Annotated in this window: 18 protein-coding genes; 16 read left to right on the top strand and 2 right to left on the bottom strand. The window is 38.6% G+C overall.

From position 1 onward, the window contains the following. The first annotated feature begins 437 nt into the window (after positions 1-437). From glgB to crcB, 8 genes are all read left to right on the top strand, one after another. Entirely contained in the window at positions 438-2,357 is a 1,920-nt protein-coding gene (gene glgB / locus NC799_RS12100; RefSeq protein WP_272446703.1) for a 1,4-alpha-glucan branching protein GlgB, read from the top strand. Continuing rightward, positions 2,354-3,523: a glucose-1-phosphate adenylyltransferase gene (locus tag NC799_RS12095; protein ID WP_272446702.1), complete on the top strand. Its 1,170-nt coding sequence runs from the start codon at positions 2,354-2,356 to the stop codon at positions 3,521-3,523. Before glgB ends, NC799_RS12095 begins: the two co-directional genes overlap by 4 nt. 131 nt (positions 3,524-3,654) lie before the next feature. Beyond that, the gene (glgD, locus tag NC799_RS12090; protein ID WP_272446701.1) at positions 3,655-4,761 is read left to right on the top strand and encodes a glucose-1-phosphate adenylyltransferase subunit GlgD; all 1,107 of its coding nucleotides are present in this window, start codon (positions 3,655-3,657) and stop codon (positions 4,759-4,761) included. Positions 4,762-4,806: 45 nt separating this feature from the next. Continuing rightward, positions 4,807-6,246 carry a glycogen synthase GlgA gene (glgA, locus tag NC799_RS12085; protein WP_272446700.1) on the top strand — a complete coding sequence of 480 codons (1,440 nt, stop codon included), beginning with the start codon at positions 4,807-4,809 and terminating at the stop codon, positions 6,244-6,246. A gap of 178 nt (positions 6,247-6,424) precedes the next feature. Beyond that, positions 6,425-8,821 (top strand): glycogen/starch/alpha-glucan phosphorylase, encoded by a 2,397-nt coding sequence (locus tag NC799_RS12080; protein WP_272446721.1) that lies wholly within the window; start codon positions 6,425-6,427, stop codon positions 8,819-8,821. A 118-nt stretch (positions 8,822-8,939) separates the two neighbouring features. Next, positions 8,940-9,482: a flavin reductase family protein gene (locus tag NC799_RS12075; protein ID WP_272446699.1), complete on the top strand. Its 543-nt coding sequence runs from the start codon at positions 8,940-8,942 to the stop codon at positions 9,480-9,482. Positions 9,483-9,625: 143 nt separating this feature from the next. After that, positions 9,626-10,000 carry a fluoride efflux transporter FluC gene (locus tag NC799_RS12070; protein WP_272446698.1) on the top strand — a complete coding sequence of 125 codons (375 nt, stop codon included), beginning with the start codon at positions 9,626-9,628 and terminating at the stop codon, positions 9,998-10,000. After that, positions 10,000-10,347 (top strand): fluoride efflux transporter CrcB, encoded by a 348-nt coding sequence (gene crcB, locus NC799_RS12065; protein ID WP_272446697.1) that lies wholly within the window; start codon positions 10,000-10,002, stop codon positions 10,345-10,347. The genes NC799_RS12070 and crcB overlap by 1 nt, the downstream gene beginning before the upstream one ends. Positions 10,348-10,434: 87 nt before the next feature. Here the strand turns inward: crcB and NC799_RS12060 are convergent, their stop codons facing one another. Next, positions 10,435-11,196, bottom strand: a complete 762-nt coding sequence (locus NC799_RS12060) for a helix-turn-helix transcriptional regulator (protein WP_272446696.1) — start codon at positions 11,194-11,196, stop codon at positions 10,435-10,437. Between the two features lie 111 nt (positions 11,197-11,307). Between NC799_RS12060 and NC799_RS12055 the strand changes: the two genes are divergently transcribed. The 4 genes from NC799_RS12055 to NC799_RS12040 all read left to right on the top strand — a co-directional run bounded on the left by NC799_RS12055 (position 11,308) and on the right by NC799_RS12040 (position 16,122). Next, entirely contained in the window at positions 11,308-13,230 is a 1,923-nt protein-coding gene (locus tag NC799_RS12055; protein ID WP_272446695.1) for a right-handed parallel beta-helix repeat-containing protein, read from the top strand. Between the two features lie 350 nt (positions 13,231-13,580). After that, positions 13,581-13,988 (top strand): MerR family transcriptional regulator, encoded by a 408-nt coding sequence (locus NC799_RS12050; protein ID WP_272446694.1) that lies wholly within the window; start codon positions 13,581-13,583, stop codon positions 13,986-13,988. 62 nt (positions 13,989-14,050) lie between these two features. Beyond that, complete coding sequence (locus NC799_RS12045; RefSeq protein WP_272446720.1) at positions 14,051-15,325, top strand: hemolysin family protein; 1,275 nt, start codon at positions 14,051-14,053, stop codon at positions 15,323-15,325. A gap of 224 nt (positions 15,326-15,549) precedes the next feature. After that, on the top strand, positions 15,550-16,122 hold the full coding sequence (locus tag NC799_RS12040; protein WP_334313863.1) for a nitroreductase family protein: 573 nt from the start codon (positions 15,550-15,552) through the stop codon (positions 16,120-16,122). Between the two features lie 349 nt (positions 16,123-16,471). Here NC799_RS12040 and NC799_RS12035 read toward each other — a convergent pair whose 3' ends face one another. Further along, positions 16,472-16,648 carry a hypothetical protein gene (locus NC799_RS12035; protein WP_272446693.1) on the bottom strand — a complete coding sequence of 59 codons (177 nt, stop codon included), beginning with the start codon at positions 16,646-16,648 and terminating at the stop codon, positions 16,472-16,474. Positions 16,649-16,984: 336 nt separating this feature from the next. Here NC799_RS12035 and NC799_RS12030 point away from each other — a divergent pair, with 336 nt between their 5' ends. The 4 genes from NC799_RS12030 to NC799_RS12015 all read left to right on the top strand — a co-directional run bounded on the left by NC799_RS12030 (position 16,985) and on the right by NC799_RS12015 (position 19,985). Further along, positions 16,985-17,632 (top strand): SDR family oxidoreductase, encoded by a 648-nt coding sequence (locus NC799_RS12030; RefSeq protein ID WP_272446692.1) that lies wholly within the window; start codon positions 16,985-16,987, stop codon positions 17,630-17,632. Positions 17,633-17,778: 146 nt separating this feature from the next. Beyond that, entirely contained in the window at positions 17,779-17,997 is a 219-nt protein-coding gene (locus NC799_RS12025) for a Fic family protein (protein WP_272446691.1), read from the top strand. A 153-nt stretch (positions 17,998-18,150) separates the two neighbouring features. After that, positions 18,151-19,020 (top strand): ATP-grasp domain-containing protein, encoded by an 870-nt coding sequence (locus NC799_RS12020; RefSeq protein ID WP_272446690.1) that lies wholly within the window; start codon positions 18,151-18,153, stop codon positions 19,018-19,020. An 83-nt stretch (positions 19,021-19,103) separates the two neighbouring features. Continuing rightward, a complete protein-coding gene (locus NC799_RS12015) occupies positions 19,104-19,985 on the top strand; it encodes a hypothetical protein (RefSeq protein ID WP_272446689.1) in 882 nt (293 codons plus the stop codon). Positions 19,986-20,001: the final 16 nt, after the last annotated feature.

The raw sequence follows: 20,001 nt of genomic DNA, 5'->3' as shown, positions 1-20,001 counted from the left end.
AGAAAATTTAAAAAATAATCGAATCTTTGTTGTTTTTGTCGAAAAGTCTTAGGGCCATTGTTAACATAAACACCTTTATCCATACATAAACAAATACATAGTCATTTGACCCGAGGTAAACTTTTCATTTTTTTGAAAGATAATAAAATATAAAAGTTCCACGATCTGTCTAGCAAGGCGCCTCCGCTTTTCTTATTGTCTAGCTCCGGCGCCTAGCCCCTCGGGTCTGACCAAGGCGCCCTATGCTTTTCTTAACAGATAAGAAAGTATAAAAAGATCCAAGAGCTGTCTAGCTCCGGGCGCCTACCCCCTCGAGGTCTTAAGCAAAGAATCTTTGTGTCAAAGAGCGACACATAGATTCTTTTCTTAAGCTTGTCGGGGGTGGGCAAGGCGCCCTACGCTTTTCTTAGTGACTAATTGGAAGGAGAGTTGTTTGATTGTCGATTTCAGTTTATGAGCAAGATGTGTTTTTATTTCATCAAGGTACTAATTATTATAGTCACCATTTACTTGGTTGCCACCATGTAACGCAAAATAAACAAAGCGGGCTTTGTTTTGCTGTATGGGCACCACGAGCAAGAGCTGTTGAAGTTGCGTTCGATCGTAATAACTGGACTGGTAATAACTATTCCTTAGATCGAGTTAATGAGGAAGGGTTGTGGGTTGGCTTTTTCACCGATATTAAACCCAATACGTGTTATAAATATCGAATTACACCAATGCATGGGCCGGCCTTTCTAAAAGCAGATCCATACGCAAGGCGAGCGGAGGTAAGACCCCGAACGGCTTCCGTGACTCCATCTGTTGCTAAGTATAGATGGAAAGATTCGAAATGGGAAGCAAAAAAGAAGCGCAGTAACCCGCATCAAGAGCCAATCAATATTTATGAAGTTCACCTTGGTTCATGGCGGATAAAGGAAGACGGAAGCTTTTATACATATAAAGAGCTTGCAGACCGATTAATTCCATATGTCAAGGAGCTTGGTTATACCCATTTGGAGCTTCTGCCACTAGCAGAGCATCCATATGACTTATCGTGGGGCTACCAAATTACCGGATATTTCGCGGTAACAAGCCGTTATGGAACACCAAATGAATTTAAGTATTTCGTCGATCAATGCCATGAGCACGAACTTGGTGTAATCATGGACTGGGTTCCTGGCCATTTTTGTAAGGATGCACATGGACTGCGGCAATTTGATGGGGAGCCGTTATATGAATATAAGGATTCACGTAGGGCTGAAAAGAAATCATGGGGGACGTTAACCTTTGACTTTGGGCGTCCTGAAGTACAAAGTTTTCTAATTTCCAATGCCATTTTTTGGTTTGATGAATACCATATAGATGGCCTTCGGGTTGATGCAGTTGCTAGCATGACGTCGCTAAACTTCGACCGTAACGACGGGGAGGAGCAGCTTGAAAATGGCTATGGTGGCGACGAAAATCTAGAAGCAATTGCTTTTTTAAAAAAGCTAAACGAGGTTGTGTTTCGCTACTTTCCGGGCGCGCTAATGATGGCTGAAGATAGCTCAGACCTACCCGGTGTTAGCAAACCAACCTATCTCGGTGGCTTAGGCTTTAATTTTAAATGGAATATGGGTTGGATGAACGACATGCTCCAATTTATGGAGTATGACCCTGTCTACCGGAAATGGCATCATAACCTACTGACATTTTCGTTCATGTACACGTATAATGAAAATTTTGTTTTACCACTTTCCCATGATGAAGTCGTTCATGGAAAAAAGTCATTACTTAATAAAATGCCTGGCGATCAGTGGCAGCAATTTGCCAACTTGCGCCTATTATACGGCTATATGATAACACATCCTGGCAAGAAATTACTGTTTATGGGAGGGGAATTTGGCCAATATATCGAGTGGCGTGACCAACACGAACTAGACTGGCTACTATTAGACTATCCTTTGCATAACCAACTATTTGATTATGTAAAAGAACTAAATCACTTTTATCGAAACCATCCTTCTTTGTTTTCACTTGACCATCATCCTAGTGGTTTTGAGTGGATTGACCCTCACAATGTTGACCAAAGCATTATTTGTTTTCAGCGCAAAAGTGAAGATCCATCCGAAATGTTACTGATCCTTTGTAATTTTACTCCCAATGTTTACTACAACTATAAAATTGGCGTTCCGACTCCTGGGCAATACAAGGAGATATTTAATTCTGATGCTGCAAGCTTTGGTGGCTCAGACCAATGTAATACCGGGTTACATGATAGTTTTTTTAAAAAATGGCATGGCTACGACCAACATATCCAAGTCAAAGTCCCACCGCTAGCCATTTCCATTTTTACACTATATAAGGTTTTACCATTGAAGGAGGATAATGAATGAAAAAAGAGTGTGTAACGATGCTATTAGCAGGTGGCGTCGGAAAAAGGTTAGGATTGTTGACAAAAAATTTAGCAAAACCAGCGGTACCGTTTGGCGGAAAATACCGAATTATTGATTTCACACTCAGCAATTGCTTGAATTCTAGAATGTTTCCCGTTGGAGTCCTGACACAATACTCACCTTTGAAGCTTCATCAACATATTGGAGTTGGAAAGCCGTGGGACTTAGATCGCATGCATGATGGGTTAACGATACTATCGCCATTTACCGAGACACATGGTGGTAATTGGTATGAAGGAACTGCAGACGCGATTACGAAAAACATCAACTATATAGATAATTACGACCCAGAATATGTGCTTGTCATATCTGGGGACCACATATACCACATGGACTACAATCAAATGTTGTCCCATCACAAAAAAAGCGGCGCAGATGTGACGATTTCAGTACTAGAAGTGCCTTGGAAGGAAACGTCACGGTTTGGCATTCTCAATACGACGGATGATTTACGGATTTATGAATTTGAAGAAAAACCTATACATGCAAAGAGTAACTTAGCATCGATGGGTGTGTATATTTTTAATTGGAAAGTATTGAAGGAATACTTACTCGAGGACGCTAGTTTGGAAAATTCTGACCACGATTTTGGCGAAAATATCCTCCCAGCAATGTTAGCGAATAACAGGCGGATGTATGCCTATCGATTTAAAGGCTATTGGAAAGATGTTGGTACGATTGAAAGCTACTGGGAAGCTCATATGGACCTATTTGATCAAGATTTAGCGCAATTGTTACGTAATAAAGAGTGGCCAGTTTACTCACACAATTCCCTTTTACCACCACAATTGATTGAAGATGGTGCCATTGTACGGGAATCGTTAATAAATAACGGTTGCGTGATCAAAGGGACAGTGGAACAATCGGTGTTGTTTGAGGGTGTAACTGTCGGTAAAGGTACACGAGTAAGTAAATCAATCATCCATCCAGGCGCCAAAATTGGTGAAAATGTTGAGCTTGAACGAGTAATCGTTCAAGAAAATGTCACCATTCCAGCGGGTACCACCATTGTTGTAGGAATGGACAAAGAACCTGTTGTTTTATCAAACGAAAACATAAATCAGTTTAAACAACTATTTGCAGGTAAGAAAATTAAGTTAGCTTAATAATAGATAACGGTAAAACGAAATTCACCACCTTGGTCTATATTGTAAGGGATTTTTCACCAATGTACTGCTAGGTTATTGCTTTTTGATTCCACTTGTCTTTACGCTTTTCTTAATTTGGAGGTTATTTAATGAAAACAATGATGGGTTTAATTAATTTAGGGCAAGAACATGATTACTTAAATGAGTTGACATATTTTCGAACTGGGGCTTCGGTTCCATTTGCGGGCAGGTATCGGTTAATTGACTTTACCTTATCAAATATGACACGGTCGAATATTTATGAAGTGGCTATATTTGCTGGCAATAAATATCGGTCCTTAATGGATCATCTTGGTACTGGTGCCGATTGGGATTTAGACAAACGTCACGGTGGTTTGTTCATTCTACCACCGGATTGGAATGACCCAACCGATATATCAAAAGGAGACTTACGTTATTTTCACAACAATTTCGATTATTTCGAACGGGGCAAATCGGAGTATGTTTTAATTAGTGGAAGTCAATTTATTACGAGTACGGTATACGATGATATGTTTCAATTTCACCTTGATCGGGACGCCGATGTGACACTACTTACGACAAGTTACCCAGACCCACTTCCAGAACATAGGTCGTGTATCAAGGTTAAAATGGATGAGAAAAGCTGGGTCACTTGTCTTTGTAATGAACAAGAAAATCAACCTGTTTTCAGCGGGGTGTATTTGTTAAGTAAGCAGCTGTTGCTAGAATTAGTAAAGGAATGTATCGCCCATCATAAAGAAAATTTATTTAAAGACGGCATCATGGCAAACCTTGAGCGTCTGAAAATCCAAGCATATCAGTACGATGGCTATAGTTCTGTCGTTAACTCGATTGAAAGTTATTATCGCCATAATATGGCTCTCCTCGAAGCTTCTAGCTATCAAGAACTCTTTTTTTCGGGGAACAATGTGTTAACAAAAGTGAATAACCAGCCTCCGACAAACTATCATGATACAGCAAAAGTAAGTAAATCGTTAATCGCAACAGGGTGTGAAATTGATGGCGAAGTGACGAATAGTATTTTGTTTCACAATGTTAAAGTCGCACAAGGTGCAACGGTGAAAAATTCGATTATTATGCAACACTGCCAAATTGAAGAAGGTGTTCATTTGGAAAATGTTATTTTAGACAAAAATGTAACAGTCACGAAAAATCAAGCATTAAAAGGAACAAAAGAACAGCCATTTGTCGTTGCCAAGAGAAGAACGATTTAACAGATTAGAAGAGTATTCTTAAAAGACTGTAAAGGAGCAGAGTTATTGAAAAATCAAATACTATTTGTCGCATCGGAGTGTACCCCATTTGTAAAAACAGGCGGGCTAGCGGATGTTGTTGGCTCCTTGCCACAAGTGCTTAATCAAACCGACCAGGTGGAGGTTCGAGTCATTCTTCCACTCTACCAGGAGGTCATACGTAATTGGTATGAACAACTAGAATGGGTCGCATCTATTTTTGTCCCTGTTGGCTGGCGAAATCAAGAAGCGGATATTTTCACACTACAGCACCAGGGTGTTGTCTACTATTTTATCGGGAATGAGTACTATTTTAGTAGACAAGGAACATACGGCTATTACGATGATGGCGAACGGTTCGTCTTTTTTAGTAGGGCAGTGATTGACGCGCTTGACCACTTTGATTTTAACCCGACGATTATTCACGGACATGATTGGCAAGCAGGTCTTGCACTCGCTTTTGCTAAAATACTAAAGCCCCAAAAGCAATTGCAAACAGTATTCACGATTCATAATATTAAGTACCAAGGAATTATGCCGGTTGATGCTTTTGATGAGTTGTTTAATATTTCACGGGACCACATTGGTGGATTGGAATGGAACGGCTTGCTTAACTGCATGAAGGCTGGGATATTCCACGCCGATAAAATTACAACCGTTAGTCCTACCTATGCGGAGGAAATTAAGACACCGTATTACGGGGAAGGGTTGTATCCGCTGTTAAACGAAAAAGAGGACCAATTAGTTGGCATTATTAATGGGATAGACGAAAACGAATATGACCCAATGACTGATGACTACATTGTGCATAATTATAAATTTTCTCGTGCGAAAAAGAAGGAAAATAAAATTGCGTTGCAGGAGAAATTGGGCTTACCGGTTGATGGGAATGTTCCACTCTATGTAATGGTGACAAGGATGGTTGAGCAAAAAGGGCTCCATTTGGTTCAAGCAATTCTTGATGAATTTTTAGAAAAGGATGTACAGTTTGTATTACTAGGTACTGGTGAATATGAGTTTGAGAACTTTTTCTACCATGCTGCAAACCGACATAAGGAGAAACTCGTTGCCTATTTGGGTTTTGATGAAGGGTTAGCGAGACAACTGTATGCAGCCAGTGACTTCTTTGTTATGCCATCGTTGTTTGAACCGTGTGGCTTATCCCAGTTGATTGCCCTGAAATATCGCTCCGTCCCAATTGTCAGGGAAACAGGAGGATTAAAAGACACGGTCACACCATATAACAAGCATGAAGGAACTGGAAACGGATTTAGCTTTACGAATTATAATGCCCATGACTTATTACATGTGCTCAACTATTCATTTGATCTTTATCATGACAAAGAACAATGGCATTGCTTGTTGAAAAATATCAATAAGAGCCAATTTAGTTGGAAGGATTCTGCAAAAGAATACGTCAATCTCTATGAAACAATGAATCAATCGTCCCTAGTTTCGAAATACTAATTACTAGGGGAATGTGAAACGTAGGGTTCAGAACATAAGGTGAACCCTACGTTTATTTTCTGAAAAAATCATGTGCACGTGGTCTTTAGAGGGAGTTTTATTTTTGGTGCACTTAGGTGTCATAGAAGGGAGCGCTTAGGCGTTGGTCAATTGGACTGTTGATGAGTACATTCAAATAATGAAGAGTAAGATGGAAACACTCAAGGGGAAAAATATTACGGACGCATCCCATAAAGATTTATACGATGTCATTTGTGCAATCGTCAGCGAAGAAGTCAACAAAGGCTGGCTGAAAACCGAAGAACATTGTAAACAAAAACAGCCAAAGCAAGTCTATTATTTGTCGATGGAGTTTTTAATTGGGCGGCTACTCGAAAGTAATCTATTAAATGTTGGTATGTGGAAGGTGTGCAACGAATCACTAAGGCGTTTAGGGTTCACACCAACCGATGTTTATAAAGAAGAGCATGACCCAGGGCTTGGTAATGGGGGATTGGGCCGACTAGCTGCTTGTTTTTTAGATTCTTTGGCAACGCTAAGTTATCCAGGTCACGGCTTTTGTATCAGGTATCGTTACGGGATGTTTGAGCAACGGTTCATTAATGGCTACCAAACGGAGTTACCGGATTATTGGTTGAAAGAGCCATATCCGTGGGAGACGCGGAGGGCTGACGAAGCGATTGAGGTGCAATTTGGTGGCAATGTTACGATGTTAAAACGTAATGACGGGTCCCTAGAATTTAAACACGAAAATACGGATAAAGTACTAGCTGTTCCTTATGATGTGCCTGTCGTCGGCTACAATAATGAATTTGTTAACACACTCAGGTTGTGGAGCGCAGAACAAGTTGATTCCGCTAGTCATTTACACGCTGCAACGTCTAATTATTATCAGCAGCTAGAACATAATCATTCGATTGAACAAATTTCCGGCATGCTGTACCCAGACGACTCAACAGATGAGGGAAAACGACTTCGAATAAAGCAAGAATACTTTCTTGTTGCTGCTTCCTTGAAAAAAATTATCAATGATTATAAAGCAATGAAACAGAAATCACTGATTCATCTACATGAGAAAGTAGTGATTCAAATTAATGACACCCATCCAAGCATGGCAATACCTGAAATGATGCGGATTTTAATGGATGAGGAAGGGTTTGGTTGGGAAAACGCTTGGGCGATAACAACGAAGGTTTTCGCGTATACAAACCATACCATTATGTCTGAAGCATTGGAGAAGTGGCCAATTTCGATGATTCAAGAGCTGCTGCCACGCTTGTACATGATTATTGATGAGATCAATGAACGCTTTTGCCAAGGGATTTGGTTTGACTATCCAGAATTACGTGATAGTATCCCGCAAATGGCGATCATTGCGGACGGTCAAATCCACATGGCACATTTAGCGATTGTGGGAAGTTTTAGTGTTAATGGGGTTGCCCAGTTGCACACGGATATTTTAAAAAATCATGAAATGAAAAACTTTAATAAACTGTATCCGGAGCGATTCAACAATAAGACAAATGGCATTACGCATCGCCGTTGGCTATTAATGGCTAATCCGCGATTAGCTAATCTTATTTCGGAAACGATTGGCACGAGGTGGGTTAATCGACCACGTGAACTCACGCATTTACTTCGTTATGTCAATGACAATCCGTTATTGGAGCGACTTGGCCATGTGAAAGAGAAAAATAAGCAAGATTTAGCACGGTATATTCATCAGACGACTGGAATATTAGTCGATGATCAATCCATTTTTGATGTGCAAATTAAACGAATGCATGAGTATAAACGGCAGCTTTTAAATATTTTCCATGTGATCTATTTGTATAATGAATTAAAGGAAAATCCACAGCTTGATATTACGCCACGAACGTTTATCTTTTGTGCAAAGGCGGCTCCCGGTTATTATTTTGCTAAAGAGATCATTAAATTAATTAATACGGTTGCCTCCATTGTTAATCATGATGCGACGATTAATGGGAAAATTAAAGTTGTCTTTCTTGAAAACTACAATGTCAGTTTGGCAGAGAAAATTGTGCCGGCAGCAGATGTTAGTGAACAAATTTCAACAGCTAGTAAGGAGGCCTCGGGTACAGGTAATATGAAGATGATGATGAACGGGGCTCTTACAATTGGAACATTAGATGGGGCGAATATTGAGATTAAAAATCTGGTCGGTGACCCGAACATATTTATCTTTGGCTTGCGTGCAGAGGAAGTAAATGCCTATTACCAGAGTGGTCAATATAGTGCGAGCGACATGTATCACAACGATGAGCGGATTACACAAATCATGGATCAGTTACGGGATGGCATTTTCGGTCATCATGATACCGAGTTTACCGATATTTATTACCACCTGCTTTCGACTAATGATCCATTTTTTATTTTAAAGGATTTCGAGAGCTATGTGGAAACGCATCAATTAATTGACGAGGCCTATCGCCATCAAGATAAATGGTTGTCGAAAAGCATCGTTAACATTGCCCATTCAGGCAAATTTTCAAGTGACCGAACGATCCAAGAATACGCAACAGGCATCTGGAAACTCGACAAACAATTGAAGTAAAGCAGGAGGGGACTGTTTTTCGTATATGTTTTTCTCGGTATAACCGACTTTAAGTCAGGCATAAAGTTATAATCACTAATCAATTTGCGCTATGCTTAAAATAAATAAATCTAGTGGGGTGGTTAAGATAGACACAAAATCAAAATTTGATCCAGTGGAAGAAGTGTATAACAAACGCTTGCGAGGTGGATTTTTCATTGCAACGACGGATGGTGAGCGTACCCATTTTCACAATGGTTGTTGGGTAACGCAATGCTCGCATGAACCACCGCAAATGCTAGTCTGTTTCCCAAAAGAGATGGAAGGAGCAGACATCGTCAGACGTGGTGGTGTTTTTGCCCTCAGCATGACTGCGGAGGACCAAGAAGATTTAATGGACCGTTTTTTCAAAGGAGATCAAGATATTAAATCAATGGGTGAAGATGAATTCATTTATAAAGAAACTGGTTGTCCCATTTTAAAAAATTCGCAAGCATACTTTGATTGTAAGGTTACGAATATTGTGGAAACTAGTGATTTTTTACTAGTAATAGGCGACGTGTTGTCAGCTGAAATTCTTCATCCGGAAAAAAAGAGTCTAACGGTTAATCATTTGATGGAACGAGAAGGTGGCGTTCCTGAGGATGCAATCGTCCCGATAAACGGGTTTAATAATTACTAAACAAGAAGGGGACTAATTGTCTGTTGTTTGGTGGATTCTGATTCCAAGAAAATGTCAAGGATGAGCACCAAAGAACCATTCCAAGAATTTACCTTAGGCTTAGCAAGTCCCCTTCGCTTTTCTTATTAAGGAGGATTTTTGCTATGATTTACGTGTTGGTTGGGCTTGCTGGGGCATTGGGTGCAATGTTGCGTTATTTAGTTGGAATTGCGCTGGTGTCTGAAAGCCCATTCCCTTTTTCGACCTTGCTCATTAACCTCATCGGTTGCTATCTACTAGCATGGTTAACGACAACTTTGTTTAACAAGCTTGCTTTGTCTGACTATGCTAAAGCTGCAATAGGTACCGGGTTAGTTGGGTCTTTTACGACGTTCTCGGCGGTTAGTGTCGAAACGGTTCTGTTGTTTGACAGAGGATCGATTGTTTTAGGCATATGCTATGTTATCGTAAGTCTAATAGGTGGTATGGCAATGAGTCGTTTAGGTTTTAAAGTGAGTAGAGTAGGGGAGAAGGCATAATGTTTTTTAATATCGTATTGGTTGGTATTGGCGGCTTTTGCGGTGCAGTGTCCCGGTTTATCATTAGTAAAGCTTGGAATCATGCAGCGTTCCCGTATGGAACATTTACAGTTAACATTTTAGGTGCTTTTCTATTAGGACTGGTTACTGGATTACAAGCAAATGAAAAGATTGCACTGTTAGTAGGCACAGGCTTTTTCGGTGCCTTTACGACTTTTTCCACATTCAAGTTAGAAACAGTGAAGTTTGCATTATTTAAACAAAAAGGAAAAGCAATCTACTACCTTGTCGCTACTTATGGGCTTGGGATTATTTTAGCATACATAGGATATGTAATAGGGGCATAGGGGCCATTTATCGCTTAGCCCCGTGGGTCCGCCTGCAGCCATTTCAACTCAGGACGCTCGTCAAATATAGGATGTTTCCCGGTTCATCTAGGCCAATTCCCTATACTTCCGCGGAGACTGGCTAGTAATTTTTTTAAAACTGCGATTGAACGACCTAAGGTTATTAAAACCACAGTTCATCGCGATCTCACTAACGGATTGCTGACTGTTTTTTAATAGATAACATGCCTGTGATACCCGGTAATGACTTAAGTATTCTGAAAAGGTCATGTTGGTCATTTGTACAAACAATTTCGATAAATAGGCATAATCATACTGTAAGTGTTTGGCAGCAGTCTTTAATGTGCAGTCCTCACTATAGTTTTTATCGACAAACAGGAGCATTTTGTGTAACACTTTCGTTTTGGTTGAGTGCTCTACTGGAATAAACGTAGTACTTTCGACTAACGTGCCACAAATATCGTATAAAAAACTTTTTTGTCGGTAAATGGATGTGAGATCCTCTATATTAGGGGAACGCTCTAGGCGAATCACATTGTTTTCCGGGATAAACCCCTTATAATTCATAAAGAAATGTCCAATTAATTCTGGTGAAAATATGACAATTGTCACCTCAGACTGATCGATTGTCTTAAATTCATGAGTCTGGTTATTAAAAACAAATGCAATGTCATGTTCATTTAACACATACTCTTTTTGGTCAATCGTTACGAGCAATTCCCCTTGATTGACAATAATCAGCTCATAGGCTCGATGAAAATGGAGCGGAAAGGTTTGATTACTTAGTTTAAAGGAGTGAAAGGATTCTTTTTCTTCAACCCCATGTTGTTCGAAAAAAACCACAAGCATATCCCCCTAAAAAACACTAATATTGTCTTAAATTATACTATATTTAGAATAGAAATAGATTGTTATTTGCTCCTATAATGAAGCTAGATTGATATGAAGGAGGAATTTAGCATGGCTTTTGAATATCATGTAGCAAAAAATGGTTCAGATTATGACGAAGGAACGCAACAACATCCATTTTTAACAATTAATAAAGCTGCATCGGTTGCAGCAGCAGGGGATACAGTTATTGTCCACGAGGGTGTGTACCGGGAATGGGTGAAACCGAAGTATGCAGGATTAAGTGAATATAGAAGAATTACATATCAGGCAGCTGAAGGTGAGAAAGTTGTCATTAAAGGCTCCGAGCAGATTAACGATTGGGAACAAGTGGAAGGCAATGTTTGGAAAGTTGTATTAGCTAATGAATTTTTCGGAGATTATAATCCGTACAAACAAGAAATTTTTGGGGACTGGGTTGTGTATAATCCAGGAAGACACTTAGGTGACGTTTATTTAAATGGCATGTCCTTTTATGAAGCGGAAACATTGGAACAATTGCAAAATCCTGAAGTTAAAACAGAAGTGTTAGACCACTGGACGAAAACGATTGTTCCTGTTAAAAATCAAGAACAAACAAAATATCTTTGGTACACAGAAGTAGATGATACTCATACGACAATCTATGCTAATTTCCAAGGAGCAAATCCTAATGAAGAATTAGTAGAGATTAATGTGCGAAAAGCTTGTTTTTACCCAGAACAAGTAGGCGTTAACTATATTACGGTGAGAGGTTTTGAGATGGCTCAGGCTGCTACACCGTGGACTCCACCAACAGCAGATCAGCCTGGACTAATTGGTCCGCATTGGAGTAAAGGCTGGATCATCGAGGACAACATTATCCATGATTCAAAATGTAGTGCAATCAGTATTGGTAAAGAAATTACAACTGGCCATAACTACCGTACCATCCGTAAAGATAAGCCAGGCTATCAATATCAATTAGAATCAGTCTTTTCCGCTCGACAAATTGGTTGGAGTAAGGAGAAAATCGGCTCACACATTATTCGAAATAACACCATCTATGATTGTGGCCAAAATGGTGTGGTTGGTCATCTAGGCTGTGTATTTAGTGAAATCTATAATAACCATATTTATAACATTGCATTAAAGCGTGAATTCTATGGACATGAGATTGCTGGTATCAAGCTACACGCAGCAATTGATGTGCAAATTCATGATAACCGTATCCATGATTGCTCGTTAGGAACTTGGTTAGATTGGCAGACACAAGGTACGAGAGTAAGCAGAAATATTTACTATCGAAATAGTCGTGATTTGTTTGTTGAAGTAAGTAGTGGTCCGTACATTGTTGATAACAATATTTTAACTGCTGATTATGCGTTAGATAACCATGCTCAAGGTGGAGCTTATATTAACAATATTGTCCGAGGTAAAATGGTACATCGCAAAATGCTTGACCGGGCTACTCCTTATCACGTACCACATAGCACAGAAGTGGCTGGTTTTGCTCCTGTCTATGGTGGAGATGATCGTTTCATCAATAATATATTCATTGGTGATGATGCGATTGAAGGTGTTGGTACGGCACACTATAAAGGCTACACCACTTCAATTGAAGAGTTCATCGAAACCGTTCATCAGGAAGATGGTGACCATGATGTATTCCATAAAGTAGAGCAACCGGTTTATATTAACCGTAATGCATACTATAATGGTGCAGAATCGTTTGAAAGAGAAAATGAAAGAGTTGTTGCAGACAACTTTAATCCGGAAATTCAAATTATTGAAGAAGGAAATGAAGTATATTTATCTGTGGAGCTTCCAGAAGATTTTGGTTCACTACTTGGTGAAATTCAATCAACAAAAACTTTAGAGAGAGCACGTCTTGTTGATGCCGAATTTGAAAATCCTGACGGAACGGAAGTAGTTATCGATAAGGATTTATTAGGAAACCTAAGGGAAGAAAAGACTGTCGTCGGACCAATCAGTCAGTTGCAAGCAGGTAAAAACTATATAAAAATTTGGGGATAAATTTTTTCGGGGGCAAGGTATAGATACCTTGCCCCTTTTAATTAAAGTAGTGTTAATCTAAATAGAATGCTAAAAGGAACTCTTTATTTATCGTCTTGGTAATGAACATGTAAAGTCAGCCACACTTGCCTTAGGCTGGTCTTCAGCTAATAACACTTTCATAACCCACCTCTTTTAACATCAATTTCTAGTTTTTACAATTAACATATCGAACAATGAAGAAAAGAAGATAAAAATTTAAGTGGAATGGAGATCAAACCAATAATTGGCACAACAAACTGTAACGTTGTACTGTACAGTTGTGCAAACATACCTTATACTATGTATTCGAGGTGATGAAACTTGGGAAGTTGTATCGAATAGGAGAATTAGCTGAGATTACTAATACATCAAAACGAACAATTGATTATTATACAAAAATTGGTCTATTAGAATGTGAGCGTTCAGAGTCCAATTATCGTTACTATAAACAAGAAGCAATTGCTGACTTGAAATTTATTGACCAATGTAAGCAAACAAATATGTCATTAGAGCAAATTAAACAAAGGAAAGTTGTGTTACAAGCAACAGAGATAAATAAGGAAGCGATGTTGGCGCAAACTATTGATATTACGAATAAAATGGACTTTTTAACAAATGAAATTGAAGAAATACAGTCTTTTTTCGGAAAATTAGATAAGAGTGAGCAGCTGAAAGTAGTGAACAATCTAAAGCCTCATGCGATGGCGTTAATGAACGCATTGATCTTGTTATCCTAATATGCCAAACTACTATTTACGGAATTTATTATAAATGAATGATTACAGGAGAGTGACCCTTGTTGGAAGATATACCACTGAGTTCGATCATTTTGTTAATGACATTAATAGTAATGTCTGCCTTCTTCTCATCTGCAGAAACAGCGTATTCAAGCGTCAATAAAATTAGATTGAAAAACTTTGTTGATGAAGGAAGACGAGGCAGTAAGAAGGCACTCCATATTGCTGAAAATTTCGACAATACATTATCAACAATCTTAGTTGGTAACAACATCGTTAATATTGCTGCAGCAAGTATTTCAGCAGCTGTTGCTACGAAATTATTTGGTGGAAATACTGGTTTATTCATAAGTACAATTGCCATGACTATCCTAATTCTCATTTTTGGTGAGATTCTTCCTAAATCGTTAGCGAAAGAACATGCTGAAAGCTATTCTCTAGCAATTGCAACCGTACTGTTTTTATTAATAAAGTTACTAACACCAATTAACTTCTTTTTTGCAAAATTAAAGCGTGTTGTCACCAATCTTTTCGCAAAAGGGGAAGGCATGCCCTCTGTTACAGAGGAAGAAATTAAAGTGATGCTCGATATTAGTCAGGAAGAGGGCGTCATCGATAAGGAAGAGCGTGAGTTAATTAACCGCTCAATGGATTTTGATGATACGATAGCTGGAGAGATTATTACGCCAAGAATGGACATGGTTGCGATTGAAGTCAATCAGTCGGTGGAAGACATTAAGCAGATCTTTTTTGAAGAACGATTTTCGAGAATACCAGTTTATGAAGAGAATATCGATAATATTATCGGAATTTTATCTGAAAAAGAATTCTTTACTCATCTGTTGAAATATAAAGAAGTTAATCTTCGGGAATTGTTAAGAGAACCATTTTTCATCGTGGAATCGATGAAAATATCAGGATTACTTCCGAGGCTGCAAAAAGAAAAGCTTCATATGGCAATTGTATTAGATGAATTTGGCGGAACTGCAGGTTTACTAACATTAGAAGATATATTAGAGGAAATTGTTGGGGAAATCTGGGATGAACAGGATGAAAAAGTAAGTGCTATCTCTCGGATTAATGAAAATGTCTATAAATTTGATGCACAGTTCCAATTGGATAACTTCGCAGATATGATGAAATTGCCCGAACCGGATAGCTCGTACCATACGTTAGGTGGATGGGTGATTGAAAATCTAGAAGCAGTACCTGCCCATGGCGATTCATTTGAATATGAAAACCTTAAGGTAATTGTTGATGAAGTTACAAACCGTAGAATAAAGAAAGTCAAGATTGAAATCAAGCGCGAAAATGAGTCAGAGGACACCTTGCTGTAAGACTTAAGATCAAGAGGGCTCGGACAAGGGACATTCTAGACGCTTTTCTTTTGTGTGAAATTATGCCGCTACAATACCAGAGAAATCGATAAGGACTTTTCAAAACCATTCTTGACAGAGGTAATTTGATAGTGGCTTGCCTTATTGTCATGAGATTGGTGTTGATATGGCATAGGACGGTATTTAATATTATATAGTTAGTTAAGAAACAATGGAGGGGCTAAATGATGGATGTCATTCAAGGAATAAAAACAAGGCGAAGTGTCGTGAAAGTGAAACAAGACCCAATTGAAAGAGAAAAGGTGGAAGCATTACTAGAGCTTGCAACCCATGCACCGAACCATCACTTGACCGAGCCGTGGCGATTTTTTGTTATGGAAGGGGAGGCACGGAAAATATTGAGTGATGCCTACCAAGCAGTAGCGATTGATAATGTGGGTGAGGACCTTACTGAAGAAACCAAAGAATTGATTGCCAAAACACAAGTAAACAAGGCAACGAGAGCACCAGTTGTTATTGCTGTAGTAGTTTCTTTTCGTGGGCAAGATGATACGGAGAGAAAAGAGGACCGCGCTGCGACCCATGCGGCGATTGAAAATATGTTATTGGGCGCCCATGCAATGGGGCTTGGAGCAATTTGGCGAAGTGGTGCCCCTATGTATCATCCGAAAATGAAAGAAGCGTTTAAGTTGTCAGACAATGAGGAAATGGTAGGCCTTGTTTATCTCGGCTACCCAGATATCATACCCGTTCCCAAAAATAGAAAGCCTGTTTCAGAAGTAACAACTTGGCTTTAATCAAAAAAATCATCCATCTAAAAAAGGTACTAAAGATTGAAGTGACAATCTTGGTACCTTTTTAAAAAAATTCATGTTGTCTAGTTTCAGTGTTTGATCTTATCTTCACCTTAGTTGAATCAAACTTAATGGCCAATCGAGTCCGAATATAGCCTCAATTCGGACAGTGAAAGTGAAAATCCAATGAATCAAGTCTGAATTCAACACCTGCAAAATTCAGCCAGTGACTATGAAGATAAAGGAAATAAGGTAACATGTCATTCAGTAGGTTGTTAGAGACGAAAGAGGATAAATGACCGTGGTTTTTGATTAATGTATATCTGGTACCTTTTGTTTAAGTCACTATTCTTTATCCTGCCTGACAATGTGAGGGGTCTACCGGAATTCCTCTTCGATTCATGACAGAGATAAGTAAACCTAGTTCGTAATAGGTTGTTTTTTTAATATTACCCTTTTTAATTGTTTTATTAATTTCATAATAGAACTCAATTAGTAAGTCATCAGGTAACTGTTCGTAAAAATCCATATTTTTCACCTTCTTACTTATTTTTTTTTGCAAAGTTAGTATAACATATAATGTAAGCGATTTCAAAGTATTGTGATTATAAAATTAATTTATTAAGTGTTATTCGTTTTTCGAGTGCTATTTAAAGAGTAGTTTTGGGATTAGGAGGTACATAATTGTTGTATAGTTATCGATTTTGCTAATAATTTAATGCGTATTTTAGGACGGTTGTACTTGTTATGAAACATTTTTGGTCGAAGAAGAGTCTACTGATGCGCATTAATGGACATTGGAATTGTGTTGAAATAGGATAAGGTTAAGGGTTTAATGTATATGGATAGAAGGAGGCAATTCACAGTGAAAATTCTAGTTGTTGGTGCAAATGGGCAGATTGGGAAACATCTTGTTCGATTCATTCAAGAGAGTGAACACGAAGCAAAAGCAATGATACGTAATGAAGCACAATCATCTTATTTTACGGAACTAGGTGCAGAGACAGTCGTGGTTGATCTTGAAGGGGATACAAAAGAAATTGCTAAAGCAGCTGAAGGTGTCGATGCAATCGTATTTACGGCTGGATCTGGTCCTCATACTGGTAAAGATAAAACAATTATGATTGACCTAGATGGAGCGGTTAAAACGATCGAAGCAGCTAAACTTGCTGGTGTGAAGCGGTTTGTCATGGTTAGCTCGTTTGATACAACGCGCGAAGCCATTCAGGAAGCTAATGAATCATTTGCACCGTATGTCGCAGCCAAACATTATGCGGATGAGTGGCTAAAAGCAACAGATCTTGATTATACGATTGTCCATCCAGGTGGACTTACTAATGATAGTGGGACTGGAAAAGTAAACGTCGCTGTCAAGGTAGATAGAGGCCAGGTTCCGCGTGAAGACGTTGCTAGTGTCATTTTTAGTAGCCTAGTGGATGCCAATACTATAGGCGAAGAATTTCAAGTTGTCTCAGGAGAAACACCGGTAAAAGAAGCGGTTAAATCTTTATAAGTTAATGAAGAACCTTAATCTATGTATTTAGGGTTTTAGACCCCCACCTCTAAGCGAAGCGTAGCTGGGAATTTCCAATCAGGTGGAGTCAAGACTCCATCTGATTCCCCGATGTCTCAGCTTGCTGAAACGAGTTCGCTCTTGCTATGCGAAAACAATTATTTTGGGATGGAAATAAACGAACAAGCATTATTTCAGCCAATAAAATTTTAATTCCACACGGCAAGGGAGTTGTAACAATCGAAGAAAGAAATTTAGGTGAGTTTAACGAACGACTATCTAAGTTTTATGAGACGAACGACTATAGTCATATTATAGATTTTTTATATGAAAGTTGTGTTTTCGGGATCGATTACATCGGATAGAATGATCAATTGTAGGTATACACCTTGATATTAGAGGGAAGGAAGAGGTGGTTACTTTTTTAACAGATAAAAGAACAAGAGCTGTCTAGTATGACGACAACGGAATAGTATTGAACAAACGTTTGATCAATTTTACGGAGGGGCGATTTGAGTATGTTAGGTTGGCTGGTGATTCATCACCAAAAAACGGCAGAGCGGTTCACAGCAAACTTTGATTTACTACAACAAGCGGCGAAGTGTCGTGGTATAGATTTAATAATAAAGACGGACAAGGAACTTTTTTACCTATTAAATAACGGAGAAGACCTACAGGATACCCCTGATTTTGTTATTTTCTGGGACAGTGATATGTATTTAGCGAGATATTTAGAGACAATCGGAATTCCGTTATTTAATTGTGCTGAAGCAATTGAAGGTACAGTAAATAAAGCAATTACCCATATTAAGTTACATAAGAAAAAGATAAAGATGCCACGGACCATCATCGCTCCACGAGATATCAATGTTTCAGATCACGTGCAACAAGAATTTCTGATAAAGGTTGTCAAAGCTTTCGCGTTTCCAATAATTTTGAAAGGTTGTTTTGGCTCTTTTGGAAACCAGGTTTTTTTAGCAAATAATGACGAGCAGTTACTTTCCTTAACTAGACAATTTAACTTTCAACCATTCTTATATCAGGAATTTATTGAATCAAGCAGGGGGCGTGATGTGCGCATTAATGTCGTTGGTGACAAGTGCGTGGCAGCAATGTACCGGTACTCAGGTAATGACGACTTCAGGGCGAACGTTGCTGTTGGTGGAAAGGTGGAGAAATACGAGCCATCAGCAAAAGAAAAAGACATTGCGATTCGAGCCTGTCAAGCACTTAACCTCGATTTTGCAGGTGTGGATTTACTGTTTGATGAAGATGGTGATCCTATCGTCTGCGAAGTGAATTCAAGTGCGTTGATAAAAACAATTTCTGAGCTAACAGGGGTTAACGTTGCTAGTCATATCATAGAACATATCGAGAAGAAATTTTAATTTATAGCATATCATTACAAGAATCATGTTAAAATTCATGTGGCATATAATATCAAGATGAAATTTAGCCAAGGGGGAATAAAATGAAACAGGAGTATGCTATTTATGGGATTATTTTAATGCTTGTTATAAGTGTAATTGTTAATGTTATATCCTTATCTAAAATCAATCAGGTAGAAAGCCAAATTCAATTCATTTCTAGTAATCAACAAAACATTCAATACGAGGTTAGCAATCAAGCAAACGAAGTTAACAACTTTTTAAATGACATGAAAAGGGAACAGAGCTGGATAAGCCCGTTCGACGTAGACCTCCCAGCTACAGATAATGACCCACAGGCTATCTTGCAGTGGCAAATAAAAGAACTCCAAAGTGGTGCCAAGGTAACTTTGTATTATTTAATGGGAGCAGGGGAATCGTATACAGCCGTTCCAGCGGAGCAAATTAACCAAGGATTATTTGAAGCAAAAGTTCCACTCAACCTTGATTTGCGTCCACAATGGGAGATTGGTTTCATGAGTGGCAACTCATCCATACAAGAGACGAGAAAAAAAGTAGCTGAAGAACAATACCAGCAAAATGTGTTGAAGTATTATGTATCTATGTCCAACGGTGAAATTGAAAAAAATAGCGACATAAAGACTACGTATTTAGGTGATTATGGAGTAGACTCATATGGAATTATCCAATCAGACATAGAGCTTCGGGAAAAAAGTATAACTGTAAATCTGTACCATCATAACCAGAATATTTCTGATAATGTTATTGAACAAGTGTATTTATCTGTTTATGAAGGAGATTCTTTGGTCGCCGAGGAGCAACTAAATGCTATGGAAGGGGACGCACAGACAGATAAAAAATCAAGCTATTTTCGTTTAGAGAAAGAGAAAAACTATGAAAATAAAAGATTGGTTATCAAAGTTATCTATAGCAATGGAAAAACCTTTACGAAGTCAGTGAATTAAGTTTGCGCTTTTAGAA

Origin of the sequence: Aquibacillus salsiterrae, from assembly GCF_028416595.1 — a bacterium.
GTDB classification, from domain to species: domain Bacteria; phylum Bacillota; class Bacilli; order Bacillales; family Amphibacillaceae; genus Aquibacillus_A; species Aquibacillus_A salsiterrae.
The sequence above is the reverse complement of the archived record's forward strand: the minus strand, read 5'-3'. Positions and strand labels throughout refer to the sequence as shown.